General features: G+C 46.4%; 26 protein-coding genes and 2 pseudogenes. 18 read left to right on the top strand and 10 right to left on the bottom strand.

From position 1 onward, the window contains the following. Window positions 1-272 precede the first annotated feature (272 nt). The 9 genes from NC980_RS23685 to NC980_RS23645 all read left to right on the top strand — a co-directional run bounded on the left by NC980_RS23685 (window position 273) and on the right by NC980_RS23645 (window position 10,312). Window positions 273-1,055, top strand: coding sequence for a glucose 1-dehydrogenase (locus NC980_RS23685; protein WP_190376869.1), 783 nt, complete (start codon window positions 273-275; stop codon window positions 1,053-1,055). Window positions 1,056-1,060: 5 nt separating this feature from the next. After that, window positions 1,061-3,733, top strand: coding sequence for a glucosidase (locus NC980_RS23680; RefSeq protein ID WP_190376868.1), 2,673 nt, complete (start codon window positions 1,061-1,063; stop codon window positions 3,731-3,733). Between the two features lie 22 nt (window positions 3,734-3,755). Continuing rightward, window positions 3,756-4,526 carry an aquaporin gene (locus NC980_RS23675; RefSeq protein WP_242026900.1) on the top strand — a complete coding sequence of 257 codons (771 nt, stop codon included), beginning with the start codon at window positions 3,756-3,758 and terminating at the stop codon, window positions 4,524-4,526. Between the two features lie 122 nt (window positions 4,527-4,648). Next, a complete protein-coding gene (locus NC980_RS23670; RefSeq protein ID WP_190376866.1) occupies window positions 4,649-6,220 on the top strand; it encodes a GMC family oxidoreductase in 1,572 nt (523 codons plus the stop codon). 45 nt (window positions 6,221-6,265) lie between these two features. Further along, entirely contained in the window at window positions 6,266-6,781 is a 516-nt protein-coding gene (locus tag NC980_RS23665; RefSeq protein WP_190376865.1) for a DUF417 family protein, read from the top strand. A 212-nt stretch (window positions 6,782-6,993) separates the two neighbouring features. Further along, window positions 6,994-7,716 (top strand): VOC family protein, encoded by a 723-nt coding sequence (locus NC980_RS23660; RefSeq protein ID WP_242026898.1) that lies wholly within the window; start codon window positions 6,994-6,996, stop codon window positions 7,714-7,716. After that, a complete protein-coding gene (locus NC980_RS23655; RefSeq protein ID WP_242026896.1) occupies window positions 7,655-8,026 on the top strand; it encodes a hypothetical protein in 372 nt (123 codons plus the stop codon). Before NC980_RS23660 ends, NC980_RS23655 begins: the two co-directional genes overlap by 62 nt. Window positions 8,027-8,357: 331 nt before the next feature. Then, window positions 8,358-8,957 (top strand): Crp/Fnr family transcriptional regulator, encoded by a 600-nt coding sequence (locus tag NC980_RS23650; RefSeq protein WP_190376864.1) that lies wholly within the window; start codon window positions 8,358-8,360, stop codon window positions 8,955-8,957. A gap of 131 nt (window positions 8,958-9,088) precedes the next feature. Continuing rightward, complete coding sequence (locus NC980_RS23645) at window positions 9,089-10,312, top strand: GAF domain-containing sensor histidine kinase (protein ID WP_190376863.1); 1,224 nt, start codon at window positions 9,089-9,091, stop codon at window positions 10,310-10,312. A gap of 6 nt (window positions 10,313-10,318) precedes the next feature. On the opposite strand, the gene NC980_RS23640 is transcribed toward NC980_RS23645, so the two are convergent. From NC980_RS23640 to NC980_RS23630, 3 genes are all read right to left on the bottom strand, one after another. Beyond that, on the bottom strand, window positions 10,319-10,993 hold the full coding sequence (locus NC980_RS23640) for a response regulator transcription factor (RefSeq protein ID WP_190376862.1): 675 nt from the start codon (window positions 10,991-10,993) through the stop codon (window positions 10,319-10,321). Beyond that, window positions 10,990-12,021 (bottom strand): HAMP domain-containing sensor histidine kinase, encoded by a 1,032-nt coding sequence (locus NC980_RS23635; protein WP_347272603.1) that lies wholly within the window; start codon window positions 12,019-12,021, stop codon window positions 10,990-10,992. Before NC980_RS23635 ends, NC980_RS23640 begins: the two co-directional genes overlap by 4 nt. Window positions 12,022-12,227: 206 nt before the next feature. Further along, entirely contained in the window at window positions 12,228-12,587 is a 360-nt protein-coding gene (locus NC980_RS23630) for a hypothetical protein (RefSeq protein WP_242026895.1), read from the bottom strand. 251 nt (window positions 12,588-12,838) lie between these two features. On the opposite strand from NC980_RS23630, the gene NC980_RS23625 reads away from it, so the two are divergent. The 6 genes from NC980_RS23625 (at window position 12,839) to NC980_RS23600 (ending at window position 17,560) form a co-directional block, all read left to right on the top strand. Next, window positions 12,839-13,228 carry a hypothetical protein gene (locus NC980_RS23625; protein WP_190376861.1) on the top strand — a complete coding sequence of 130 codons (390 nt, stop codon included), beginning with the start codon at window positions 12,839-12,841 and terminating at the stop codon, window positions 13,226-13,228. Between the two features lie 49 nt (window positions 13,229-13,277). Continuing rightward, on the top strand, window positions 13,278-14,360 hold the full coding sequence (locus tag NC980_RS23620; protein WP_190376860.1) for a DMT family transporter: 1,083 nt from the start codon (window positions 13,278-13,280) through the stop codon (window positions 14,358-14,360). 68 nt (window positions 14,361-14,428) lie between these two features. Then, on the top strand, window positions 14,429-14,824 hold the full coding sequence (locus NC980_RS23615) for a response regulator (protein ID WP_190376859.1): 396 nt from the start codon (window positions 14,429-14,431) through the stop codon (window positions 14,822-14,824). Between the two features lie 69 nt (window positions 14,825-14,893). Beyond that, window positions 14,894-16,315 carry an NAD(P)/FAD-dependent oxidoreductase gene (locus NC980_RS23610; RefSeq protein WP_190376858.1) on the top strand — a complete coding sequence of 474 codons (1,422 nt, stop codon included), beginning with the start codon at window positions 14,894-14,896 and terminating at the stop codon, window positions 16,313-16,315. Between the two features lie 109 nt (window positions 16,316-16,424). After that, entirely contained in the window at window positions 16,425-16,850 is a 426-nt protein-coding gene (locus NC980_RS23605; protein WP_242026893.1) for a MauE/DoxX family redox-associated membrane protein, read from the top strand. A gap of 143 nt (window positions 16,851-16,993) precedes the next feature. Beyond that, the gene (locus NC980_RS23600) at window positions 16,994-17,560 is read left to right on the top strand and encodes a chlorite dismutase family protein (RefSeq protein WP_190376876.1); all 567 of its coding nucleotides are present in this window, start codon (window positions 16,994-16,996) and stop codon (window positions 17,558-17,560) included. Between the two features lie 208 nt (window positions 17,561-17,768). Here the strand turns inward: NC980_RS23600 and NC980_RS23595 are convergent, their stop codons facing one another. Then, window positions 17,769-18,266: a hypothetical protein gene (locus NC980_RS23595; protein ID WP_190376856.1), complete on the bottom strand. Its 498-nt coding sequence runs from the start codon at window positions 18,264-18,266 to the stop codon at window positions 17,769-17,771. A 375-nt stretch (window positions 18,267-18,641) separates the two neighbouring features. On the opposite strand from NC980_RS23595, the gene NC980_RS23590 reads away from it, so the two are divergent. Beyond that, a complete protein-coding gene (locus NC980_RS23590) occupies window positions 18,642-18,827 on the top strand; it encodes a hypothetical protein (RefSeq protein WP_190376855.1) in 186 nt (61 codons plus the stop codon). A 141-nt stretch (window positions 18,828-18,968) separates the two neighbouring features. Here the strand turns inward: NC980_RS23590 and NC980_RS23585 are convergent. Then, window positions 18,969-19,127: pseudogene (locus tag NC980_RS23585) on the bottom strand (IS6 family transposase); the annotation flags it as partial. Between the two features lie 201 nt (window positions 19,128-19,328). On the opposite strand from NC980_RS23585, the gene NC980_RS23580 reads away from it, so the two are divergent. After that, window positions 19,329-19,664, top strand: coding sequence for a hypothetical protein (locus tag NC980_RS23580; protein WP_348254078.1), 336 nt, complete (start codon window positions 19,329-19,331; stop codon window positions 19,662-19,664). 49 nt (window positions 19,665-19,713) lie between these two features. Here the strand turns inward: NC980_RS23580 and NC980_RS23575 are convergent, their stop codons facing one another. From NC980_RS23575 to NC980_RS23555, 5 genes are all read right to left on the bottom strand, one after another. Continuing rightward, window positions 19,714-20,349 carry a hypothetical protein gene (locus NC980_RS23575; RefSeq protein ID WP_190376852.1) on the bottom strand — a complete coding sequence of 212 codons (636 nt, stop codon included), beginning with the start codon at window positions 20,347-20,349 and terminating at the stop codon, window positions 19,714-19,716. A gap of 237 nt (window positions 20,350-20,586) precedes the next feature. Then, window positions 20,587-21,276, bottom strand: coding sequence for a hypothetical protein (locus NC980_RS23570; RefSeq protein ID WP_190376851.1), 690 nt, complete (start codon window positions 21,274-21,276; stop codon window positions 20,587-20,589). A 21-nt stretch (window positions 21,277-21,297) separates the two neighbouring features. Beyond that, window positions 21,298-21,621, bottom strand: coding sequence for a hypothetical protein (locus NC980_RS23565; protein WP_190376850.1), 324 nt, complete (start codon window positions 21,619-21,621; stop codon window positions 21,298-21,300). Then, on the bottom strand, window positions 21,578-22,042 hold the full coding sequence (locus tag NC980_RS23560; RefSeq protein WP_190376849.1) for a hypothetical protein: 465 nt from the start codon (window positions 22,040-22,042) through the stop codon (window positions 21,578-21,580). Before NC980_RS23560 ends, NC980_RS23565 begins: the two co-directional genes overlap by 44 nt. Before the next feature lie 104 nt (window positions 22,043-22,146). Further along, on the bottom strand, window positions 22,147-22,452 hold the full coding sequence (locus tag NC980_RS23555; protein WP_190376848.1) for a hypothetical protein: 306 nt from the start codon (window positions 22,450-22,452) through the stop codon (window positions 22,147-22,149). Window positions 22,453-22,728: 276 nt separating this feature from the next. Between NC980_RS23555 and NC980_RS23550 the strand changes: the two are divergent. Further along, window positions 22,729-22,874 (top strand): annotated as a pseudogene (locus NC980_RS23550) (IS6 family transposase); the annotation flags it as partial.

Raw genomic sequence — 22,874 nt, 5'->3', positions numbered from 1 at the left:
TTTGAGCGTGATACCGTTATCTCAGTTTGGAAGCCAAAGAGTACGCCATAGAGGTTCAACAGAACGTTTGCATCAGAATTGAATGCTCTAATTTTCCATGTGCAGGTCTTTAATTCATGCTTAGGATTCAGAACGTGAAATCAAAGATTTGAGTATTCTTGCAATTGATCACAAAGCTTTTGAAAGAGCTTGAGAGCAAGTTAGAACGTTTTTCCAGACACTTTCAACCATTAGTTCGCTCTGACTAAATCAACACCATCATTGGAGCAAGTATGAAATTGGAAGGAAAAGTTGTACTGGTTACGGGTAGTAGCCAAGGAATTGGACAAGCGATTGCCATTCGTCTGGCTCAGGCAGGAGCAAATATTGTCATTAACTATCGTTCTCATCCCGAAGGAGCGGAGGAAACCCTATCGAAAGTGAAAGCGGCGGGTGGTCAGTGCCACATGGTTGATGGTTTTACAATTCAAGCCGATATAGGCATGATTGCTGATGTGCAACGCATGGTTACAGACAGCGTGGCTCACTTTGGCAAGCTAGATGTTTTGGTCAACAATGCCGGAATTGAGAACAGCGCTGATTTTTGGGCGGTAACTGAAGCCGATTACGATGCTGTGATGAACGTGAACCTAAAAGGCGTATTCTTTACTACCCAAGCCTTTGTCAAACATCTATTGGAAACTAAGCAACCTGGTAAAGTGATCAACATTAGTTCGGTTCACGAAGAATTACCTTTTCCTCACTTTGCAGCTTACTGCGCTAGTAAAGGGGGATTAAAAATGCTGGCTCGCAATCTCTCTGTTGAGCTGGCTCCATTCGGGATCATGATTAATAATGTGGCTCCAGGCGCGATCGAAACACCTATCAACACCAAGCTATTGAACGATCCAGAAAAACTGGGCGCACTGCTGAAAAACATTCCTTTAGGACGATTAGGAAAACCAGAAGATGTCGCGTCGATCGTGACGTTTTTAGCATCTGCTGAGTCAGATTATGTGACGGGTACAACCTTATTTGTTGATGGCGGTTTGCTCTGGAACTATCAGGAGCAATAGTGATTATGACTCCAGAAGAACTTCGATTGCAGCAAGACCGGGAACGCACTGCTTATTGGAAACGCTGGGGACCTTACCTAAGCGATCGGCAGTGGGGGACGGTACGGGAAGATTACAGCCCCTATGGGTCTGCTTGGGATTATTTTTCACATGACCAAGCTAGATCGCGCGTCTACCGTTGGGGCGAAGATGGCATTGCCGGGATCTCAGATAGCCGTCAGCGGTTGTGTTTTGCGATCGCGCTTTGGAATGGCAATGATCCCATTCTGAAAGAGCGCTTGTTTGGTTTGACCGGAACGGAAGGCAATCACGGCGAGGATGTCAAAGAGTATTACTTTTACCTTGACAGTACTCCCACCCATTCCTACATGAAATGCTTGTACAAATATCCTCAGCAAGCTTTTCCTTATACGCAATTAGTTGAAGAGAATCGCCGGAGAAGCAAGTCTGAACCAGAATTTGAGCTACTCGATACCAGAATCTTTGCTGAAAATCGCTACTTTGATGTCTTTGTAGAATATGCCAAAGCATCACCAGAAGACATTCTAATTCAGGTGACAGTTGCCAATCGAGGACCAGACGCCCATACACTTCACTTACTGCCAACCCTCTGGTTTCGCAACACGTGGAATTGGAATTCTGACATTGAACAACCGTTTATCAAAGTTGTTGATGACACAACTTTCAGTGTCATTGAAGCGGCTCATCCAACTTTGGGAACTCGTTGGTTGTACTGTGAAGATGGTTCAGAGCCTCTCTTTACCAACAATGAAACGAACTACAAGCGGCTATTTGGCATCAATAACGAATTGCTTTACGTGAAGGATGGCATCAATGATTATGTCGTGCAGGGACAGGCAGATGCCGTAAATCCCGATCACGTTGGCACAAAATTTGCGGCTCACTATCGACTATCAATTGCACCAGGAGAAACAAAAACGATTCACCTGCGGTTAAGCGATATCCCGACTGTTGCTCAACCGTTTGGCTTAGAATTCGATCGCCGCTTCCACATACGCAAGCAGGAGGCAGACGAGTTTTATCAGCAAATTTGTCCCTTCCCCATGTCAGAAGACGAACGCAATATTCAGCGACAGTCCTTTGCGGGGTTGTTATGGAGCAAGCAGTACTACCACTACGTCGTGCAGGAATGGTTGAATGGCGATCCCCGGCAGCCACCGCCGCCACCCGAACGGAAGGCAGGACGCAACCGCGAGTGGATAAATTTGTATAGCGAAGACATCCTTTCAATGCCGGACAAGTGGGAATATCCCTGGTTTGCTGCCTGGGATCTGGCGTTTCACTTAATCCCGCTGGTCGTGATTGACCCAGAATTTGCCAAACTGCAGCTCGATCGCCTTACCCGTGAATGGTACATGCAGCCCAATGGCCAATTGCCTGCCTATGAATGGGCATTTGGTGACGTGAACCCACCCGTGCAAGCATGGGCAGCGTTGCGGGTATACCAGATTGAGCAAACGTTTTACGGACGCAGCGATCGTCAGTTTCTCCAGCGAGTGTTTCACAAGCTGCTGCTCAACTTTACCTGGTGGGTCAATCGCAAAGACATGGAGGGCAGAAATGTCTTTCAGGGTGGCTTTTTGGGGCTGGATAACATTGGAGTGTTTGATCGCAGTAAGGAACTCCCGACTGGGGGCTATCTGCATCAGGCAGACGGCACAAGCTGGATGGGCATGTATTGTCTAAACATGCTGGCGATCGCGCTGGAGCTGGCAAAGGAGGATAACTCTTACGAAGATATTGCCAGCAAGTTTTTTGAGCATTTTCTCTACATAGCTGATGCGATTGATGGCATTGGCGATAGGGAGATTTCCTTGTGGGATGACGAAGACGGGTTCTACTACGATGCGTTGCGAATGCCAGATGGTCATCAATTGCCACTAAAGGTGCGATCGATGGTCGGGTTGATCCCCCTGTTTGCCGTCACAGTTTTGGAATTGGAAACGCTAGAACAATTCCCAGGCTTCAAGAAGCGGATGCAGTGGTTTATCCACAATCGCCCAGAACTGAAAAACAATGTTGCCTGTATGGAAACTCCTGGTATGGGAGCCAGACGGTTATTAGCGATCGTTGACGGAGCGAAATTGCGGCGCATCTTGCAGCGTATGCTGGATGAAAATGAGTTCTTTAGTCCTCACGGCATCCGTGCGCTCTCTAAATACCATCAAGAGCATCCTTACATTTTGCACTGCCCTGGTGGAGAAAATTACCACGTTCACTATGAACCGGCTGAATCGACCACAGGCTTATTTGGCGGCAACTCTAACTGGCGTGGACCGGTCTGGTTTCCGGTGAATTACCTGATCGTTGAAGCTCTTTGGCAGTTTCATCAATACTTTGGTGACGAGTTTACGGTGGAATGTCCAACAGGTTCCGGGCACCAAATGACGCTACAAGAAGTGGCAATCGCCCTATCCCACCGCTTAGTGGCGATCTTTCAGCAAGATCGTCAAGGCCGTCGTCCGGTATACGGTGGATTAGAAACGTTCCAATCTGATCCCCACTGGCGCAACTACATTCTATTTCACGAATACTTCCACGGCGATAACGGCCTGGGTTTGGGAGCCAGCCATCAAACCGGATGGACTGGACTAGTCGCCATGATTCTCCAGAATGTCAAACATTGGGCACAGGGAGGTCAAGATGGAAATGCTTAAACAGCATTTGCCAGAGTACCTGATGGAAGCGGCACTGCTGGGGCTTTTCATGGTCTCTGCGGGGGTGTTTACCGTCTTGTTTGAATATCCCAACTCGCCCGTTCATCAAGCGATTGCTAATGAAGATCTACGCCGACTTTTGATTGGAGTTGCGATGGGATCAACGGCGATCTCCCTGATCTATTCTCCTTGGGGCAAGCAGTCTGGCGCACACATCAATCCGGCAGTAACCCTAACGTTTTACCGCTTAGGGAAAGTAAAGTATCAAGATGCCTTGTTCTACATTCTGTTTCAATGTTTAGGAGGGGTGGCAAGCGTTTATTTTGTCATACTGCTGTTGCAAAATGCATTCACTCAACCACCTGTTAACTACATCGTCACTGTGCCAGGAACACTGGGTTGGATAGCTGCTTTATTGGGCGAACTAGTTATTGCCTTCATCATGATGACAATGGTTCTGCTCACCAGCAACAACAAATTCAGTCGTTTCACCGGAGTATTTGCTGGATGTTTAGTGATGCTTTATGTCTTTCTAGAAGCACCGCTTTCTGGGTTTGGCATGAATCCTGCCCGAAGTTTTGCCTCCGCTTTTCCTGCTCAAAATTGGACGGCATTTCCGCTGTATGTAATCGCTCCTTTGATTGGGATGTTTTCAGCCGCGGAATTGTATCAGTTTTTATTTGGCCAACGAGCTGTCAACTGCGCCAAACTTCACCACGATAATCGCAAACGCTGTATCTTTCACTGCAATTATAAACAGAATCGTGAGCTTGATTTGAGCGATTACTCCTAAGGGGGAACTGCTTCGCATCGTGTTTCGGAAATTAACCACTAAAAATGCACAATTGCAGAATTTGCACACTCTATCATCTCGACTCTTAACTTTTAATTCCTAACTGTCTAAGGTCTTTTTCCATGACAACTAACACTCACTACGATGTCATCATCATTGGTACAGGGGCAGGTGGAGGCACGCTAGCCTATCAGCTCGCCTCAACAGGTAAGAAAATCCTCATTTTAGAGCGCGGCAGTTTTTTACCCCGTGAAAAAGCGAATTGGAATGCCAAAGAGGTCTACCAGAAGGAACGCTATCACACTGATGAGATGTGGTACAACATCGAGGGTAAGCCCTTTCGTCCGGGGACAGGATATTGGGTCGGTGGCAACACCAAAGTTTACGGTGCGGCACTTCTACGAATGCGGGAGCAGGATTTTGACGCAGTCACTCATCACGAGGGATTATCCCCCGCCTGGTCTCTCAAATATCAGGATTTCGAACCATACTACACGGAAGCGGAAAACCTATACAACGTACATGGATTGCAGGGTGAAGACCCAATCGAACCACCCATGAGTCAGGGCTATCCCCATGCTCCTGTGAGTCATGAGCCTCGTATGCAGGATATTTGCAATGGATTGCAGCATCAAGGATTTCAGCCATTTCATCTACCGTTAGGCATTAAGCTGGATGAAGCAGATCCAGATTTCAGTCCTTGCATTCGCTGTAATACCTGTGATGGCTTTCCTTGCCTCGTTTATGCTAAAGCCGATGCGGATGTAAATGCGGTGCGTCCAGCTCAACAACACGCGAACGTCACATTAGCGACGAAAGCCAAGGTTACACGCTTGCACACTAGCCTATCGGGACGGGAAGTTACTGGGGTGGAAGCGGAAATTGACGGGCGATCTCATCTTTTCGTAAGCGACATTGTGGTGGTTGCTTGTGGCGCGATTAACTCTGCACTCTTGCTCTTACGCTCTGCTAATGATCAGCATCCCAAGGGCTTAGCAAATCGTTCCGATCAGGTCGGGCGCAACTTCATGAAGCATTTGGCAACAGCAATCCTGGCAATCAGCTCCAAGCCAAATCCATCCGTTTATCAAAAGACGATCGCCATCAACGATTTCTACTGGGGTGAGGAAGGGTTTCCCTATCCAATGGGACAAATCCAAAACACAGGTAATGTTTTGGGAGACATGATTCCGGCTGAAACTCCCCCACTGTTATCACCGCTCGTCAAGCTAGTTCCAGGTTTTGGACGCGATCAAATTGCCAGTCATTCCACAGGTTGGTGGCTACAATCCGAGGATTTACCTCATCCAGAGAATCGGGTGCGATCAAGGGGCGATAAGGTGTGTTTGGAGTACAAGCCGAACAATACAAAACCCCATGATCGTCTCGTTCAACGCTGGATCAAGGTATTGGAGGCGATCGATCATTCGATGCAGCCTTACATCATCCCGATGGGCATTTATCCTCGCAACAGCATTTCCTTACAAGCTGTAGGGCATCAGTGTGGCACCTGTCGCTTTGGCGAAGATCCAACAACCTCAGTGCTAGATCTCAACTGTCGCACCCACGATGTGAATAATCTCTATGTCGTGGATGGTAGTTTTTTTCCGTCCAATTCTGGCGTGAATCCAACGTTAACCATTATTGCTAATGCGCTGCGAGTCAGCAAGCACCTAAAGGATCGAATGAAATAGAGATACCACAATCAATGGACAAGATTTATTAAGAGGAAAAGATTGATGGCAACGACACCACAAAACCGAATTGCATTGGGTCGGAACTTGGAAATTGCAGGATTATTGATCATTCGCTACGGACTGGTTCTCATCTTTCTGTGGATTGGACTGCTGAAATTCCTTCCCTTTGAAGCTAAAGCGATCGAGCCATTGGTTGCCCACAGCCCATTTATGAGTTGGATGCTAAGTGTGTTTGGAGTTCAAGGAACGTCAAATGTGATCGGTGTGATTGAACTCATAACCGCCATCTTAATCGCAGTGCGCCCTTGGTCAGCGATCGCGTGTGCGATCGGAAGTGCGATGGCGGTCATCACTTCTCTACTGACATTGAGCTTTATCCTTTCGACTCCTGGCTGGGAACCCGCCATCGGATTTCCGGCGTTATCTCCCATTCCCGGACAGTTTCTGTTGAAAGATATCTTGATTTTGGGAGGAGGGCTGTGGTCGCTAGGGGAATCTCTAAAAGCGGTGTACGGCTATCGAAATGGGAATAGTTATCGGCATAGTAATCGGCTCTAGAGAAGCTCTGATTAGAGAACAACTTTCGAACAACTTTCAATGTAGTCAACGGTTCGCTCTTGAAATTGCTTATCAAAAGGGTGAACCATTCATGAAGCGCGGTCGCTCAGACAGCGAGCAGCGAGAGTTCTGCTAGAGACATGTCCAGACAATTTTGCCTGTTCAAGAACGTGATAACACTCAAACGAGCCCTTCTGTCCCTCGGTGTGGCTATGGCGATCGCCCTTACTTCCAACAGCCGCGCTACCCCTCAAGTTAAGCAACGTCAAGCTCCCCCATCCGCATCGATTACTCTGGCTCAAGCTGCAACGGTACAGGTTCAAGCCGTGGCAAGCGTGGGAATAACGGTATCCGATATGGAGCAGATGCTTGAGTTTTATACCAAAACTCTCCCCTTTCGCAAAATTTCGGATGTTGAGGTGTGGGGCAGCGAATACGAGCACCTGCAAGGCGTGTTTGGCGTACGAATGCGAGTGGTGCAGTTGCAGTTGGGCAGTGAGGTGATTGAACTCATAGATTATCTCACGCCAGAAGGCAGACCCATTCCAGACGATTCGCGCAGCAACGATAGCTGGTTTCAACATATTGCAATCGTAGTTAGCGATATGGATCGAGCTTATCAACATTTGCGGCAACATGGCATTCAACATGTTTCAACTGCGCCCCAGCGACTGCCGAACTATATTCCAGCCGCAGCAGGCATTGAGGCGTTTTATTTTCGTGATCCGGATGGACACAATCTAGAGATTATTGACTACCCTCCCGGCAAAGGCGATCCCCGATGGCAGCAGTCCAACCGCCAATTGTTTTTGGGAATTGACCATACGGCGATCGCAGTCTCTAACACTCAAGCTAGCCTCAGTTTTTATCGGGATGGGATTGAGCGTTGCTGGAGCAAGCGAAAACTACGGTACGGAACAGGAACATCTCAATAATGTTTTTGGAGCACGCCTTCAGATCACTGGACTGCGAGCACCTGCTGGACCTGGGATCGAGTTTTTAGACTATCTAACGCCATCAGATGGGCGATCCCTGCCTGCTGACGCTCGTGCGAATGATTTGGTGGGATGGCAAACAACACTGGTTGTCAAAGATGCTGATGCAGTGGCACAACGATTGCGATCAAGTAGATACCGTCTCGTCTCATCAGGTGTGATTTTAATGCCAGATCATCAGTTGGGGTTTCGCAAAGATTTTTTAGTGCGCGATCCAGACGGGCATCTGATGCGAATTGTGGAAAAATAGAGGAGGTTTGAAAAGGCTTCGCTTCGTCGCTGCTTACTTTTCAAACCTCCTCTTTATCGAATGACACGATATGAAGCTTTAGAAGAACTGAAAACGAGATTCAGCTTTGCTGAAATGAAGAGAATTGTGCTGTACTGCCTGAATCTAGCATCGGCTCAACTCAAGAATGAGGAGAAATTTAGCTTTTCTCAGCTTCCATACTAACCTCTCTCAGCAATCGTTAAAGTAGATGATGGATACTAGACGAAGCGCAATCAATACGTTACCTTCTGATACCAATAGCCTTAAACTGGACATCACGAAGATAGCGATCGTCATCTCCGCTAAAGCTATGAACTTCTCAGATTTTGACCAACTGCCCGCCGCCTTACAGACCGTCGTAACTCAGCAAACCCTAACAATTGGACAACCCCTCTTCCACAAAGGTGAGCCTGCTGAAGCAGTCTATGCCATTCAATTTGGGCGAATTCGATTACTACACTATACCGAAAATGGACAAATCGTAAACCATTACCAAGTGAACCCAGGAGAATTATGTGCGGAACTGGTGCTTTTTATTGATGCTTATGCTTGTAGTGCGATCGTTGAAGAACCCACTCAGGTTCTAGTGTTTCCGAAACAAGCATTTCTCACCGCCTTGCAGCAGGATTCGGATCTTGCAACCGCTTTTATGGCACAACTCGCCTACCGACTGCACCTCACGAAAACCATGCTAGAGGTGCGCGGGATTCGCTCAGCACGAGAACGTGTCCTACATTATTTACGCTTTGTGATACCAACCAATCAAAATTCTGTGTGCCTAGAGCAACCCTTGAAAAGCATTGCCTTTGATTTAGGGATCAGCCCTGAAGTGTTATCGCGTACCCTAACCCAATTGGAAACAGAAGGCGTAATTCTCAGAGATAAACGTCGCATTACAATGCTTCAATAGATTTCAGGCAAGTTAAAATAATCTAAAGAATGCAATAAACTTGATTTGAATCAAAGACAGTCGGGGAATTACAGCCTATTCTCAGTGAATCAGCTGATCGAAAGAATTATTTCCTAACTAGGGAGAGCGGCATGATCAACAGGCAGAGTACACCCCAACCTGATCAAAAGCAAAGCATCCTGGATTCTTTGGCAACGTTAAGTTATCGCGCTCATGATCTGAGCCGCTACTTGCATGAAATTACTTGTGGAGTAAACCAGTTATTGAATTCTGACTGGACGATCGTAACTCTTTATGAAGGTGCAACTGCACAAGTGATCGCAAGTAATCTAGAAATGAAAACCGAAGCTGAGTTTGCGCTGCATGGAAAGCTTGCAGAAAGAGTTATTCAAAGTGGACAACCTTTTTTTGCTGAAAATGCTGGATGTGAAGTGCTCCTAGAAGGCTACTCCTGCTATCTCGGCGTACCGCTTCGGACGGCTCCGGGTGAGATCGTGGGGACGATTTGTTCGTTTAGTCGGCAGCTGCGCCACTACACTCAAGACATGTTCGCCTCGGTTGAACTATTTGCTGAACGAGCAGCAACGGCGATCGATAACTACCGTCTCTATCAACAGCAGCAACAGTTCAATGAACTCCTCGAAGCAGAAGTGGTAAAACGTACGCTCGAACTCCGTGCGGCACAAGCAAAATTAATCGAGCAGGAACGACTGGCAGCGATCGGAGAGTTTGCCGCCATGATTGTGCATGAAATTCGCAATCCACTCACGACGGTGCAACTTGGATTAAACCACTTTGCGAAGCTGGATTTGCCAGGATCGGCTCAGGCACGACTGTCATTAGCAACCAGCGAAGCAGAACGATTAGCAAATTTACTAGATGAAATTTTATTGTATTCCAAGCCTCAAGTTTTGCAGCTTGCTGAAATTGAAATCAATGCTTTTATTCAAGAGCTACTCATTTTGCTGCGATCAATGCCCGAAGCACAAGAACGCTTGATCGTATTTGTGCCTTGGAGTTCGCCAATCTGCATTCTAGGGGACGCCGACAAGCTAAAACAGGTCTTTATTAATCTGATTCGCAATGCCTGTGAAGCGGTTGATCCCGATGCGACGATTCGATGGACAGTCACTTTAAGGTTAGATCAGCTTGATATTTCGATTCAAAACGGGGGTGTACCAATCGCGCATGAGGTTTTGCCAAGATTGACGGAGCCGTTTTACTCCACAAAAGCTGAGGGAACCGGATTAGGGTTAGCGATCGTCAAACGCATTGTTGAAGCACATCGTGGAAGCTTCAGCATTACCTCATCCGATCACGAAGGAACGATCGTGCAGGTGCAATTTCCGCTTTGACGAGGATCAATCCCGTAGCGTGTAGCCGACTCCACGAACCGTGTGCAATAGTCGAGGTTCTTGATTTTCTTCTAGCTTTAATCGTAGATAGCGGATGTAGACTTCGATAATATTAGAATCACCCATAAAGTTATATCCCCAAACGTTCTCCAGAATCTGATCCCGACTAAACACTTGGCGCGGATGTTGCAAAAGATACTCTAACAAGTCAAATTCCTTAGCGGTAAGGGTAATTTGTCGAGTGCCGCGATACACCTCGCGAGTTTTTCGATTCAGCCGTAAGGTGTTGAACTGTAAAACTTCTTCATCCCCATCTTGCACTCGCCGTAAATGAGCGCGGACTCTTGCCAACAGCTCCTCGATGCTAAAGGGTTTGACCATATAGTCATCGGCTCCGGCATCCAATCCTGCAACCCGATCGCTTACTTCATCTCGTGCAGTCAGTAAAATTACCGGAACTTTGCTTCCGGTTGAGCGCAATCGCCGACACAGTTCCAACCCAGATAGCCCTGGCAGCATCCAGTCTAGAATGGCAAGATCGAGCGTAGCTTCACGAGCAAGCATTAAACCGGACATTCCATCGTGCGCGACACTCACCGCATAACCTTCACTGGCTAGCTCTAGTTCGATAAAGCGGGCAAGTTTTGCTTCATCCTCAACTAACAGAATATGAGCGCTCATAATCGAGTTCCTATGGCTGGAAGTGTTAATGTAAACGTACTACCTTCACCCGGATGAGATTCGACCGTAATGTTGCCGCCCATCCGCTCGGCTAATGTTTTTGCGATCGTCAATCCTAAACCAGTTCCGCCAGTTGCTCGCGCCCGTGAAGGATCAGTTCGGTAAAATGGTTCAAACACTAATGCCTGTTGTGAGGGGGGAATTCCACTTCCGCGATCGCGTACCTGTATAATCGCTGCGTTGCCCTCTTGATTGAGTGTAATAATCACCGGGATACTTGAATCAGAATGTTTCACTGCATTGCTAATCAGATGATCTAAAACTTGCATTAAATAATCTCGATTTGTTTGCACTCGTATTCGTATTGTTGATAACTCAGTTTCAATTTTACGAGACTCAAACTTCTCGGTCATATTAACAATATCGCGAACAAAATCATTTAGAATAACAACTTCATCAGCAATTAACGTATCAATACTTTCTACGCGAGCTAGATCAATCAAATCCTGTAGGATTAGCGTCATGCGTTCTGCTTCGGCGATCGCCATCGCCAGCGTTTCTTTCTGTACTTCTGTCAGTGCTTGATTTTGTTGTTGACTCCGTTGAAGATAACCGTAGATCAGACTCAAGGGCGATCGTAGTTCATGCGCTACCGCATTCGTAAACTGTCGCTGCTGATCTTTAACGGTTGCGAGTTGGGCTAAGACCTCATTCCAGTGCTGCGCTAATCTTTCAATTTCGGTCGGTGCAGGGTATAGATCGAGCCGGTAGGGATTCAATCGATTCGTCGAGGAAGCCGCCCATTGGCTTAGCCGTCGTAGGGCTGAGAGCGATCGCCAAATGAGGCTGATCATGACCAACATCAGCACTCCAATAAAAACTAAGCCAAGTATTGTTAATCGAGCAGTGACTGTAAGAAACTTTGTCGTTGTTGCTGCATCAAATGAACTCATTGAAAGCAATGTCTGCACGTCTCGATGACTGAGAAGAACAAAACTTACAGCAGCGATCGCAAAAAGTATAATCACGCTGAGGATCAGCCGAAAATGCAGTGAGTTGGCATCGAGGCGATTCCATCTCTGTCTGAATCTTGTTCTTGAAGCTCTACTCAAGCGACGCATGGAGATCACCTACTTTGACGCAGATTGCGTTCCAACCCAGTCTAGAATTATGCATTCATTTTAGACTAGTTGAAACTAACTGAGAAAGCTGAGACTGACTTCCTCAGAGGCGCTTAATGTAGATTGAGTTCTCGCAGTTGGCTATCTAGTGTATTGAGATAGGCACGATCGTTGAGGGTAGAAGCTGGCAGTTGGTAGGTGTTGACTGTGGCTTGCACAATGTCCTTAGCGGTTACTTTACCAAAACTGTGCTCTTGAATCAGAACTCCATAGCCGCTGATCCCTTGAGATTTGAAATAGCTCCGATAAGCAAAACTTGCAAGATCGGCCGGAGTTAGCTGAGAGGTCGCTTGAGTGATTACTGGATTGTAGCTCACATTTTCTCGTTCACGAGTTTGGGCGATCGCTGAAATGGTTGAGATCGCAGACAATACCATTAACGAGAATGCTACTAATAGAAAGCGGTTCATCATCGATCTCCATAAGTTGAATGAGTGGTTGATAACAATAAAAATGGCAAACAAGGCTGAATGCGTTCTGATTGATCCATGAGAATTGGCTGGGAAATCGATTTAAAAAATAACAGCACAGTTTTCTGAGAAAATCCTGAGTTTGCACTGAGTGTTTTACACTGTCAAACTCACAAAACGTTTAGTTTCGGTTTAGATCCTTCTCAGCGATTGCTTCCATGCTGGAATTAACAAAGCTATTCACGCATTACCTCATGAAACTTACTTCTTTATTCGCTACAACTGTGGCTACGGCTGTTTTAGTTGGAATGGCAGCAATGTGGGATGCTCCACTCAAAGCAATCAATCCTCAGCTTATGCAAGCCTTGGCTCAAGAAATGAAAGATAGTACAGGCTTGACTGCACAGCAAAAAATTGCCAAGATCACGCAGCACAAAGGGCAGTTTGGTGGCGGCGATGAACTGCGGCGCTACTTCTTTGGAGATTTAGAGCCAATCTCGGTGCAACCCGGAGGCGCAGGTATGGTTGTCAATCTCTACAACAAAGCGAACAACATCACGGTTGCTTATTGTGCAACGTATGATGTGGTCGTAGCAATAAAGACGGGCAGAGTCACCCAGTTTGCATCCAGTGAAGTAAAGTAATCGCCTCGGCTTTTTCTAGCATTTGGAAAGACTTCATTAGTGAAGGGTAATGACTACCAAACTCCTGCTTTATGGCAATAAGATCGTGACGAACTTTAGAAACGAGGCTCGATTGCACCCAAAAAACCCAGGGCAGCTTTATCTCTGGCTTGCTGTTTTGATCTTCGGTGCTTCTAGCGCTGTCACCCGCAAGCTTACCGAGATTGGTGCTCAACACTTCACGAATGGACAAAATCCAATCTCTTTGTGTAATGTTTTGTTTGTAGGCAATCTTTGTGCACTGCTAGTTCTCGTAACAGTTTACGGGCGGCAGTGGAACCGCGCGAATTTGGATCGGCTCTCAGGACGAAATTGGGTGAGCTTGACCCTTGTGACGCTCTTGTCAGGTGCAATTGCGCCCGCATTGATTTTTCAAGCCCTAGCATTAACGCAGGTTAACAATGTGGTCTTGGTCGGGCGATTAGAGCCACCCTTAACCATTGCATTATCGATTTGGTTTTTACAAGAACGACCAAATCGATGGGAAATCGTCGGCGCGATCGTTGCCTTAATTGGGGTGTTCTTGACGATTTTCTTGCAGCCGTCAATCACCCAGCTTGGTCTGGTGGGAATTGGCAGAGGTGAACTATTAGCCGCAACAGGTGCGATCGCGCTAGCGATTTCAACAATCATTAGTAAAAATCAGCTTTCTCAAGTTCCTCTAGGCATTTATGGGATCTTTCGGACTGCGATCGGAACGGCTGTCTTCTTCTTAGCTACGGTAGTTCTATATGGCAGTTCTCATTTCAGGGGTGTTTTCTCACCATTTCTTTGGCAATGGATGTTGGTGTATGGCGTAATCATTGTAGTGCTAGGGCAAGCGTTCTGGGTTCGAGGCTTGAGAGCATCAACAGTTTCTACCGCAGCGATCGTGAGTTCATTGACGCCGATTGTTGGCATTCTCGCTGCCTACTGGATTCTCAATGAAACGCCAACCCAAGCTCAGTACATTGGAGGTAGCATCATTTTGATTGGGTTATGCTTCAGTCAAACTGGCATTCATCACCGTTCTCGGCGCGCAATTCGCGATCGCAATTTGCCGCATACGGAGCCAGTAAGCATCGAAATTGGGATGGGATTTAGAGGAGTCTGAAAATTACTTAGCCTACAACTAATGCTCTACTCTTTTCAGCGGATTCTAATGTTTCTCTTAGCTTGTGTATGAAAACGCGCATTCTTCTGGTCGAAGACCAAATTAACCTAGCTCAGTTTATTGCTCTAGAGCTAAGTGCTGAAGGCTATCAAGTCAGTGTTGAGCATAACACTAAAACTGGATTGATAGCAGCCCAAGTGTTGTGCCCAGACATTATCGTGTTGAGTTGGAATTTACCAGGAGATGCTGGCTCAAAGATGCACTATCAACTTAGGGCAATGGGGTATCAATTTCCCATGGTAGGCATGACAGTAGATGATAAAAGCGATCGTTTCTCACAGGCTGAACGAAATCAGATTGCTTGGCTCGTAAAACCCTTCACAATGAATCAGCTATTAGACGTAATTCAGCAGGTTTATAGAACGCTCCATTCTGCAAAGTCTCCCAAATTGAGAACGGTTTGAGAATTCGTTAGATGAACGCTTTCTATTACCAGAACTGCCTTATTTTTCAACATGCCGCAGGATACAGCTATGAGTGAAACAACTCTACCAACCGTAATTTTGGGCGCTGGCTTCACGGGATTATTTGCAACCTTACACCTTTGCAATCGCCGCTATTCACGACATATTGTACTCATTGATCGAGCTGAGCGCTTTGTCTTTAAACCCTTGCTGTATGAACTTCTGAGCGGTGAGATGATGGATATTCAAGTGCAGCCTCGCTATGCCGATCTATTTGAGTGTGATAGCGTTACTTTTGTGCAAGATGATATTTACTCGATCAACTTAGAGCAACGACAAATTAAACTCGCGTCGGGGCTCTACTATCGATATAGCAATCTTGTGTTAGGGCTAGGCAGTGTTCCGAGCTATTTTGGCATCAAAGGTGCTAAGGACTATACCTTTTCGTTTCGGACGGGAGAAGATGCAGTTGCATTACGCCGACAATTACGGAATTGTCTTCAGCGGGCAACGCAAGCGGATGTTGAGCGACGGCAAGCACTCTTGACGATCGCAATTGTTGGAGCAGGACCGTCAGGACTAGAGATGGCAGCAACCCTAGCCGATCTTCTTCCACAATGGTACGACCGATTGCATGGTAACCCAAAGGAAATTCGGATTGTGGTGCTGAATCGAAGTAACGAAATTCTCAAAGGTGACATCAATGGCCATCTGCGAGAAATCGTCCAAAGAGCACTGCAGACGAGAGCTGTTTCTGTCGAACTCATCCAAGGCGTTTCTGTAAAATCAGTCTCTCCAGATGCTTTAGCCTATGAACAGGAGCAGGAGATCAAAATTCTTCGCACTGCTACTGTGATATGGACAGCGGGAAATGGTCTACATCCGCTGATTCAACAATTAGCAATCCTGCCTGAGCAGCGCGATCGTTCGGGTCGTCTTTGTGTGACCCCAACCCTTCAACTTCCCAGCTTTCCTGAAGTTTTTGTAGGAGGAGATTGTGCTGTTTTGGAGAAGCCATTACCGGCAACGGCTCAAGTTGCTTATCAACAGGGTGCCGCGATCGCGCATAACTTACACGCGATCGCGCGTGGGCAATCCCCCAAACCTGCGACAGTCGCACTGCGAGGCACGTTAATGAAGTTGGGACTGGGCGAGAGCGTTGCGAATCTCTTCGATCGAGTTCCCATTACAGGAAGGGCTGGACATTTGGTTCGACATGGAACCTACCTCGAACTTCTACCTGTGTATGTCCATAACTTCAAAGCAACAGTAGGCTGGCTGACCGATGAACTGTTTCAGCATCACGGTCAGTTTGCCACTAAGCCTCAGAGGCCACCGCGCCTGCTTCAGCGAGTTGGTGATATTGCGGCTGCGATCGTAGTCGTCAGTAGTGGATTTCTGCTGTGGCGGGTTGCTCAACCGCTGCAGTTTGAGCAAACATTGCGATCGACCCAACTCCCTGCCCTGCTCGATCGACTTCAACACAAGTAAATGCAACTTGTGCATCCCTTAAATTTGGAGACTTTTAATGATTTTAGACACTCACACTCAAACTGGCTTGCGTAGCGAACGGAGCCTCTTCAGACTATCGATTACGACAATGCGTGTGCTTCTAGGACTTTTCTTTGTTCTATCCGGCATTGCGAACTATCTTTACTTTCATGCTCCTGGCGGGTTCTTTGAGACAGTGACCCAACTCAAGTTGAAGCTGTGGGGTTGGGGTTTTGAAGGAATTGGTCCCTTACCTCTGATTCTTGCTGTCCCTTATGCTTATTTGCTGCCGCTTGTCGAAATCATTGTAGGTAGCTTGTTTATCATTAATCGCTTTGTGCGCTGGGCAGGAATTATCATGATGCTGATGCTCTTAAGCTTTATTCTGGCATTTGGTTTAATTGGACCCGATGGATTATTGCCAAATAACCAGGGAAACTGGGACAAGAATGTTTTTATGCTGGTGGGAGCTTGGATTTGTGCTGCTAACGATCATTACCATATGGCACGACGAGAAAAGTCGAGTGAGCTTTAGAACTAGAATCGATCAGGCGATCGTATTCAAAACTGAGGTGCAGCGATTCTAAGATGGCTGAATCTATCTTGATTCAGCCATCTTTTGCAGTAAAAATCTTCATGATAAACAGAACAAAACCTTTAGCAGCTAGGTTGTCGAGGATGAACAGCACATATTCGTTTATTGGCGGTAAACAGGGCATATGGCAAGTCATAGACATACGGGGCATTTTGGGAGCTAGTTTAAAGCAGGTTGAAAGAGTGAATGTGGTGAATGATGCTGTCTTGGAATTGCCGTTAGATAGTTCGTGGATTCTCCAAAGTTTTAGCAGTAATATTCGCTATGCGAAGCGTGATGAATTGAATACGCTTCAAGCAGTTCAACCGGAGCTAAATCGTTCGGAAGCTGTTTCTGCGGTACTCATTCCGATTAAAAAATCTGTCCAGTGGTGGGAAATGGCACAAGATGAACGGCGCGCAATTTTTGAGGAAGAGTCTCATCATACGGCTGTAGGTTTAGAGTATCTTCCTGAAGTTGCGCGTCGGTTGTTTCACTGTCGTGATCTTGGGGAACCATTTGATTTTCTTACTTGGTTTGAATTTGCGCCGCATCATACCAAGGCTTTTGATGAATTATTAAAGCGGATGCGTACAAGTAGAGAGTGGGAATATGTGGAGCGCGAAGTTGAGGTTCGTCTAAAGCGAGATGATATTGAGCTAACGTCCTGACTGAACTACTAAATTAAAGCTATGCGTGTGCAGCGATCGTTTCACACGCATTCTCAAACAAATTTAGAAAGGCTTGTTTTGTATTAAATCGCTTTTCGTAGCTCCAGATTTTGTTGCCTTTGGCGAGACTGTTATTAGATACAGGAAATCGGTAGTTGCCGCTGTGGGTGCATTGCTCCTACCGAATCACGACATGTTAGACCCGATTCTAGCCCCGACCAGGAACCTGAATTCGGGCTGTACCTACTGGAATATCACCCTGAAGCCCCGTTCGTTTAGCAGTCACTCGATAGAGCAAGATCCTACCCTCTTCGAGATCGGTCTGCGTTCCAATGATATTGATTTGCAGAAGTCGCCCGGACTCAACGGGTTTATCAAATACGATTGCAACCTGTTCTTTATTGGACGTAATTTTCGCTGCAACTTCTTTACCAGTTTCGTCCGTAACCTGAATCTGACTAAACTTCTCCATCTGCGGTGGAATCGAAACCATCAAATCTTCCACAGACATCCCGACTACCATCACTTGAATGATATGGCTATCATTTAGTAGCCCAGAATTGCTGATGAAAGGAGCAGTAAAGTTAAACGCCATGCTATTCAGGGCGACAGGTGGAAACTGGGGTGCTGGTGCTGCAAAAACTGAAGGTAGGATTGAGGTTGCAAGAACTAGCGTTGACAAGCCGCCGTAAATAAATCGTTTCATTGTTTTTCTCATCAGATTGGGTAATTGAAAGTTGATGCTAACAAGAGCTTATTCCTCACTGTTAGAGATTCACTCCAGCTTCTAAATACTGATCGACGCTTGAACCCGGTACGATGTACTTGGAGAACTAGTAACCGTGCAGCAATATTAGATATTGCAGGTTCGAGATCTCTTTTGAAGCTTTGAGAGAATCTAGAAACTAGCTTGAACTTTGATGCTGAGAATTTGCTGATGACTTCCTGAGAATTTTTGAACAATCTGCTGAGAAACTATCCTACTTCAGGCAAACCTCCCAGTTTCTCTCCTGAAAGGGGACTTAGGATGTGAGTAAAATCCCTGGGTAGACCTAAACAAGTAAGGACAGAATGATAGTCGATGTTGAGTTCTTTCTGGTGTCGCAGCCATAATTTCTCGTTCAGCCTATGTGTCAATACACACCGTCAAAAACGGCAGAATCTACACTGGCAAACAGAACTATCGATGTCGGAGTTGCAGTCGAATCAGGCGACGAAAGACTTGATTGACAAACTATTGTTGGAACGGCTTTCCTTAGCCGAATAGAAACCGTTCAGAAACCGGAGCTAAAGCTTTATGGCATTCCTTGTGACAATGTGTGTTCTGCATACCGACTTCTGGCAAGCTTATGCGGCAATGCTACTGGCAAGCGGCATCGGCCCTGTTGGCAAAGTTGGCAGAGTGCTGCCCAAACTTCTGGCACCATTCCCGAATCGATTCGTCCGTCACCGCGATGCCGCGGTACAGCATCATCTTCTCGATGTCCCGGTAGCTCAAGGGGAAGGTGTAGTAGAGCCAGACACAGTAGCTGATAATTTCACCGGGAAATTGATGGCGGGAATACATGGGTCGGGAATCGTGAATAGAGTGCAATCAGTACGATTATTCTACCTTTGCGTTAAGTTGATAATGCCTCGCTGGCATCACCTGCAAATCTAAATTCCCCAAATTCAGGGATTTAAATTCGCGATCACTGTAACAGGCATCAAAAACAGATTCAAAGCCTATCCTGATAAGGCTTCTCAAGACATTTCGTAAATCATGTTTGTGACAATCAACAACGGCGACTTTTCCGGGCAGTCTGCGGCATATCTCGGTGCTTGGAATAGCGATAGCGCGTGCCTTTCTATTAATGGCGAATTTGCGGCTCTGCCTATTTCCTGGCTCGAATTACCGCAAAGTTGTAACAGCTTTAAGTCACCTACAAAATCGATGCGATTGCTCGCGCACTTGGAAGGACAGTTGCGGGCGTATGCGCTGCATTTGGAAGGGCAGATTCTGATCGCTGTAACAGCAAATCAAGAGAAACCTAAACCAATCAGGAAGAGTGTTTCGAGAGTTGGGCGAAAAACGGGTGTAACACGAAAAAAGCGCGATCGCTAAATTTAACGATCGCGCTTTTGTTTTGAATCGGTCAGTCTGACTGATTCAACTAATTTTTGTTTTTTGGCTGCTTCTGAAAACCTTTGGATTTCTTCTGGGAATCTTTAGATTGCTTCTGAAAACCTTTAGATTTCTTCTCGCTACTAGATAGTTTTTTCTGAGTTTCTTTTGTTTGGTTTTCACACATCTTTATAACTTCAGTAACTATCCCCTCTTTGGTGGAGCAAAGCCTTTTTATCAACGCATCAGACTCATTCAAAAAACCAGGCGTTCCCATTACCGCAGGTATTACTATGGCTAATAAACCTAATACAAACATTACTTTAAATCTAAAATCATCTTTTTTCGCTTTCGCTAAATCATCAGCTATTAGAGACTGCTCAGGAATTTCTCTCTTAATGATTTCGGCAACTTGTTGAGGCTCAAGATCGTCGTCCTTAGCCTTGTCCAAAATAGCTTTTAATCTTCGCAAACTCTCTAATGTTGCTTCCGGTCCAGACAAAACGCGTATTGTATTTTCAATGAAATCGTAGGCTCCATCTGGAATGATTCCTATTTCTCCGCATTGCGGGCAGTTTGCTAAAGCTCCTTTAAAGGTTATATTGCTGCTGGGATCCTTAACGCTAATTCCTGAAGAAAAGATGTTCTCACATTTGCTACAAAAAGCAGGCATTGTTATATCCATTTAGTTTTTCCTAAAAGACCAATTTTCAAGGTACAGCATTTTGAAATAAATCCTGCTTTGCGATCGTTAAATTCAACGGGAAGCTTAGCTGAAGACAGCACTCTTCTTTCGACTCACAATCGGTCACGCTGACCGATTTCAGGCTCACTTTTGGACTGAAGTGGTAGCACGCTCGAATTCGACCGGAGATCGCGCTTTTTGCCTTTTAAAGGCGGCATTGATAAACTCAGGAGAAACCTACCGTAATGACAAGCCTATGATGAGCGTCTCTCCCCTCGTTGTCGCCTGTGAAGAATTGAGCGATATTGTGATGGCTCCTCGCCACCACATTACTGTCCAGCCCGTTGAAGATTTGGCTAGACAGCGCGAACTGTGGGAGATTGACCCAGGATTGTCGCCATCTCTAAGCAGTTTGGCAATAGGTATAGCTGCAGATCTTGCTGCTGAACCAATTTTGCTGATCTCGTCAATCGCATGTCCCCGATCGTTTGCATTCGTACTAGAAAGACCAGAAATTAGATAGCGAATCCGGCGATTGAGCCGCTCTTGTTCCAGTGCTTCCGGGTCTAAACCTGCTAACTTCGCCAATTTTTCAGCCACAAAATCGGGAACTTTTGTTTCTGCTGCTTTGACTAGACAACACTCTCTGACTGCTAACAGAAATCCTCGAATTTCTTCTACCGTGCCGGGTTTCTCTTCTGCCTCGACCAAAAACTTTTGCCAAGCTGCCTCATCATCCCGGTACTGCTCCACTAAATACAGTCCCGCCAAATATTTCGCCAAAGGATCTAGCGACACACGAAGCGGCTGATTGGCGGGTTTCACCGTGCGAATGAGAGACAGCGGCTCTTCCAGATACTTCAACTGTTGTTTTGCTGTCTCCTTTGCCGCTTCTCCTTCGCCCAATAACCCCGCTAATCGCGTCAATACTGCCTGACGATCCGACGTTTAAGCCAGAAACGTCGGATGCACACACTCCCAGGCAATCAGCTTCAGAGCTTGCTGCACTGTTGCATCTTCGAGCTTGCCTTCCTGCACATTGCGGTTCAGTTCATTCACATAGCTCAACATCAAATCTGACGCATTCTTAGCCAGATCCTCACTCAGATCCCTCTCTGCAACCGCAATCATTAAATCTGCATACAGCTTGGCAAACAGTAATGTGATTTCTCGTGCATCCGTCACGATCAACGACAACCGCCGCAGATACTCAAAATACTGATCATCCTCAAACAGATTCCGCTTCCCTTTCGCCGTCAAATAAGCATCCATAAAGCCGGAAAGCTCCTTGCCATTCCCGTATTGGCTTGATCTTCGTGTGCGTTACCTCTGTGGCCAGAATGTTTTCTAACCGAGAAGTCACTACCAGTGCATTGATCGGAAAACTCGAATCCCGCAATTGAATCAGTTTGCGCGTCGCCTCACTCATTTCCGATAAATGATCGACCATTACCAGCACCCGCCGCTTCTCTAACAGCTTTTTCAGCAACTCTTCTGGAGCTGGCTTCCCATCCTTCCGTAAATTCTTCAGTTGCTCAGCAATCGAATTCAATAACGGGGATGTACTTGTCGAATTCTCTTTCCGCTCCTCCAGTTCATCCTCAATCAACACGGGTAACATCTGATGCTGACAGAGCCGCGCTTCTTTCTCCTCCGCCATTGCCCATTTTGCAAGCTGAAACGCCAAATGCATCTTCCCGGCTCCGCCTTCGCCCACAATCAACAGCCGAAATTCCTGCTTGGCACAAATCTCGCGTAAATCTTTTGCCGTCAGTTCTACTGGTTTGGGTTTGCGATCTAGTTGGGTTTGCGATCCAGCGCGACGGGCATCGAAGAAAGATGAGTCTTACGCTCCTGAACGGTTTCCCGCTCATCGAACTGTTTCCTAGATTCCTCAATTCGATCTCTCAACCAAGCATCCAGCACCCTCGGCTGATACTGGAATAAATGGATCACACTCGGCGATAGCTCCGGAGTTGGTCCAATTTTCGGCGTTTTGAAGTTAGAAGGAATTAACAACAGCCAACGCGGACGCAACCAAAGTACCAGAAGATACCCAACTGCCACACTCCCTACGATCGCTGCGACCCCTATGAGCAGCAACTCCTGTTTTTTCTCATCCCCTGTTTTTTTTTGTCCTCCGGTGGGGTCGATTCGGCATTATCAACTTAACGGAACAGATTCAAAATTAGGCACGATAATTCCTGAGCAGTCTTGATCCCTCTGATTACGCAGCAGAATTCAGCCCAGCAACTTCTCGCCACTCTTCAAATCGTTGACGCAGCTGTTTTCGGTAGCGTTTTGCACTTAGTTCGGCATTGTCAGATTAACCGGAACGTAGAATAATCGGACTGGTTTAACTCAGATCACACTTTCCTCATGTACTCCCGTCATCGTTTTCCCGGTGAAATCATTAGTTATTGTGTCTGTCTGTATTACACCTTCCCCTTGAGCTACCGGGACATTGAGAAAATGATGTTGTACCGAGGGATCGAAGTGACGTACGAATCGATTCGGGAATGGTG

Origin of the sequence: Leptolyngbya sp. AS-A5 (genome assembly GCF_039962495.1) — a bacterium.
Classification (GTDB): Bacteria; Cyanobacteriota; Cyanobacteriia; order Leptolyngbyales; family Leptolyngbyaceae; genus Leptolyngbya.
Note: the sequence above shows the minus strand (reverse complement) of the source record. Positions and strands in the feature narration are given on the sequence as shown.

Coding starts and splice junctions, on each gene's coding strand:
- NC980_RS23575 (WP_190376852.1), bottom strand. CDS start 20,349: ATGGATATAACAATGCCTGCTTTTTGTAGCAAATGTGAGAACATCTTT.
- NC980_RS23625 (WP_190376861.1), top strand. CDS start 12,839: ATGAAACTTACTTCTTTATTCGCTACAACTGTGGCTACGGCTGTTTTA.
- NC980_RS23655 (WP_242026896.1), top strand. CDS start 7,655: ATGGGATTGAGCGTTGCTGGAGCAAGCGAAAACTACGGTACGGAACAG.
- NC980_RS23675 (WP_242026900.1), top strand. CDS start 3,756: ATGGAAGCGGCACTGCTGGGGCTTTTCATGGTCTCTGCGGGGGTGTTT.
- NC980_RS23630 (WP_242026895.1), bottom strand. CDS start 12,587: ATGATGAACCGCTTTCTATTAGTAGCATTCTCGTTAATGGTATTGTCT.
- NC980_RS23600 (WP_190376876.1), top strand. CDS start 16,994: ATGAACAGCACATATTCGTTTATTGGCGGTAAACAGGGCATATGGCAA.
- NC980_RS23610 (WP_190376858.1), top strand. CDS start 14,894: ATGAGTGAAACAACTCTACCAACCGTAATTTTGGGCGCTGGCTTCACG.
- NC980_RS23665 (WP_190376865.1), top strand. CDS start 6,266: ATGGCAACGACACCACAAAACCGAATTGCATTGGGTCGGAACTTGGAA.
- NC980_RS23560 (WP_190376849.1), bottom strand. CDS start 22,042: ATGCATTTGGCGTTTCAGCTTGCAAAATGGGCAATGGCGGAGGAGAAA.
- NC980_RS23640 (WP_190376862.1), bottom strand. CDS start 10,993: ATGAGCGCTCATATTCTGTTAGTTGAGGATGAAGCAAAACTTGCCCGC.
- NC980_RS23645 (WP_190376863.1), top strand. CDS start 9,089: ATGATCAACAGGCAGAGTACACCCCAACCTGATCAAAAGCAAAGCATC.
- NC980_RS23565 (WP_190376850.1), bottom strand. CDS start 21,621: ATGGATGCTTATTTGACGGCGAAAGGGAAGCGGAATCTGTTTGAGGAT.
- NC980_RS23590 (WP_190376855.1), top strand. CDS start 18,642: ATGTTGAGTTCTTTCTGGTGTCGCAGCCATAATTTCTCGTTCAGCCTA.
- NC980_RS23605 (WP_242026893.1), top strand. CDS start 16,425: ATGCGTGTGCTTCTAGGACTTTTCTTTGTTCTATCCGGCATTGCGAAC.
- NC980_RS23685 (WP_190376869.1), top strand. CDS start 273: ATGAAATTGGAAGGAAAAGTTGTACTGGTTACGGGTAGTAGCCAAGGA.
- NC980_RS23670 (WP_190376866.1), top strand. CDS start 4,649: ATGACAACTAACACTCACTACGATGTCATCATCATTGGTACAGGGGCA.
- NC980_RS23620 (WP_190376860.1), top strand. CDS start 13,278: ATGACTACCAAACTCCTGCTTTATGGCAATAAGATCGTGACGAACTTT.
- NC980_RS23615 (WP_190376859.1), top strand. CDS start 14,429: ATGAAAACGCGCATTCTTCTGGTCGAAGACCAAATTAACCTAGCTCAG.
- NC980_RS23680 (WP_190376868.1), top strand. CDS start 1,061: ATGACTCCAGAAGAACTTCGATTGCAGCAAGACCGGGAACGCACTGCT.
- NC980_RS23660 (WP_242026898.1), top strand. CDS start 6,994: ATGGCGATCGCCCTTACTTCCAACAGCCGCGCTACCCCTCAAGTTAAG.
- NC980_RS23650 (WP_190376864.1), top strand. CDS start 8,358: ATGAACTTCTCAGATTTTGACCAACTGCCCGCCGCCTTACAGACCGTC.
- NC980_RS23595 (WP_190376856.1), bottom strand. CDS start 18,266: ATGAAACGATTTATTTACGGCGGCTTGTCAACGCTAGTTCTTGCAACC.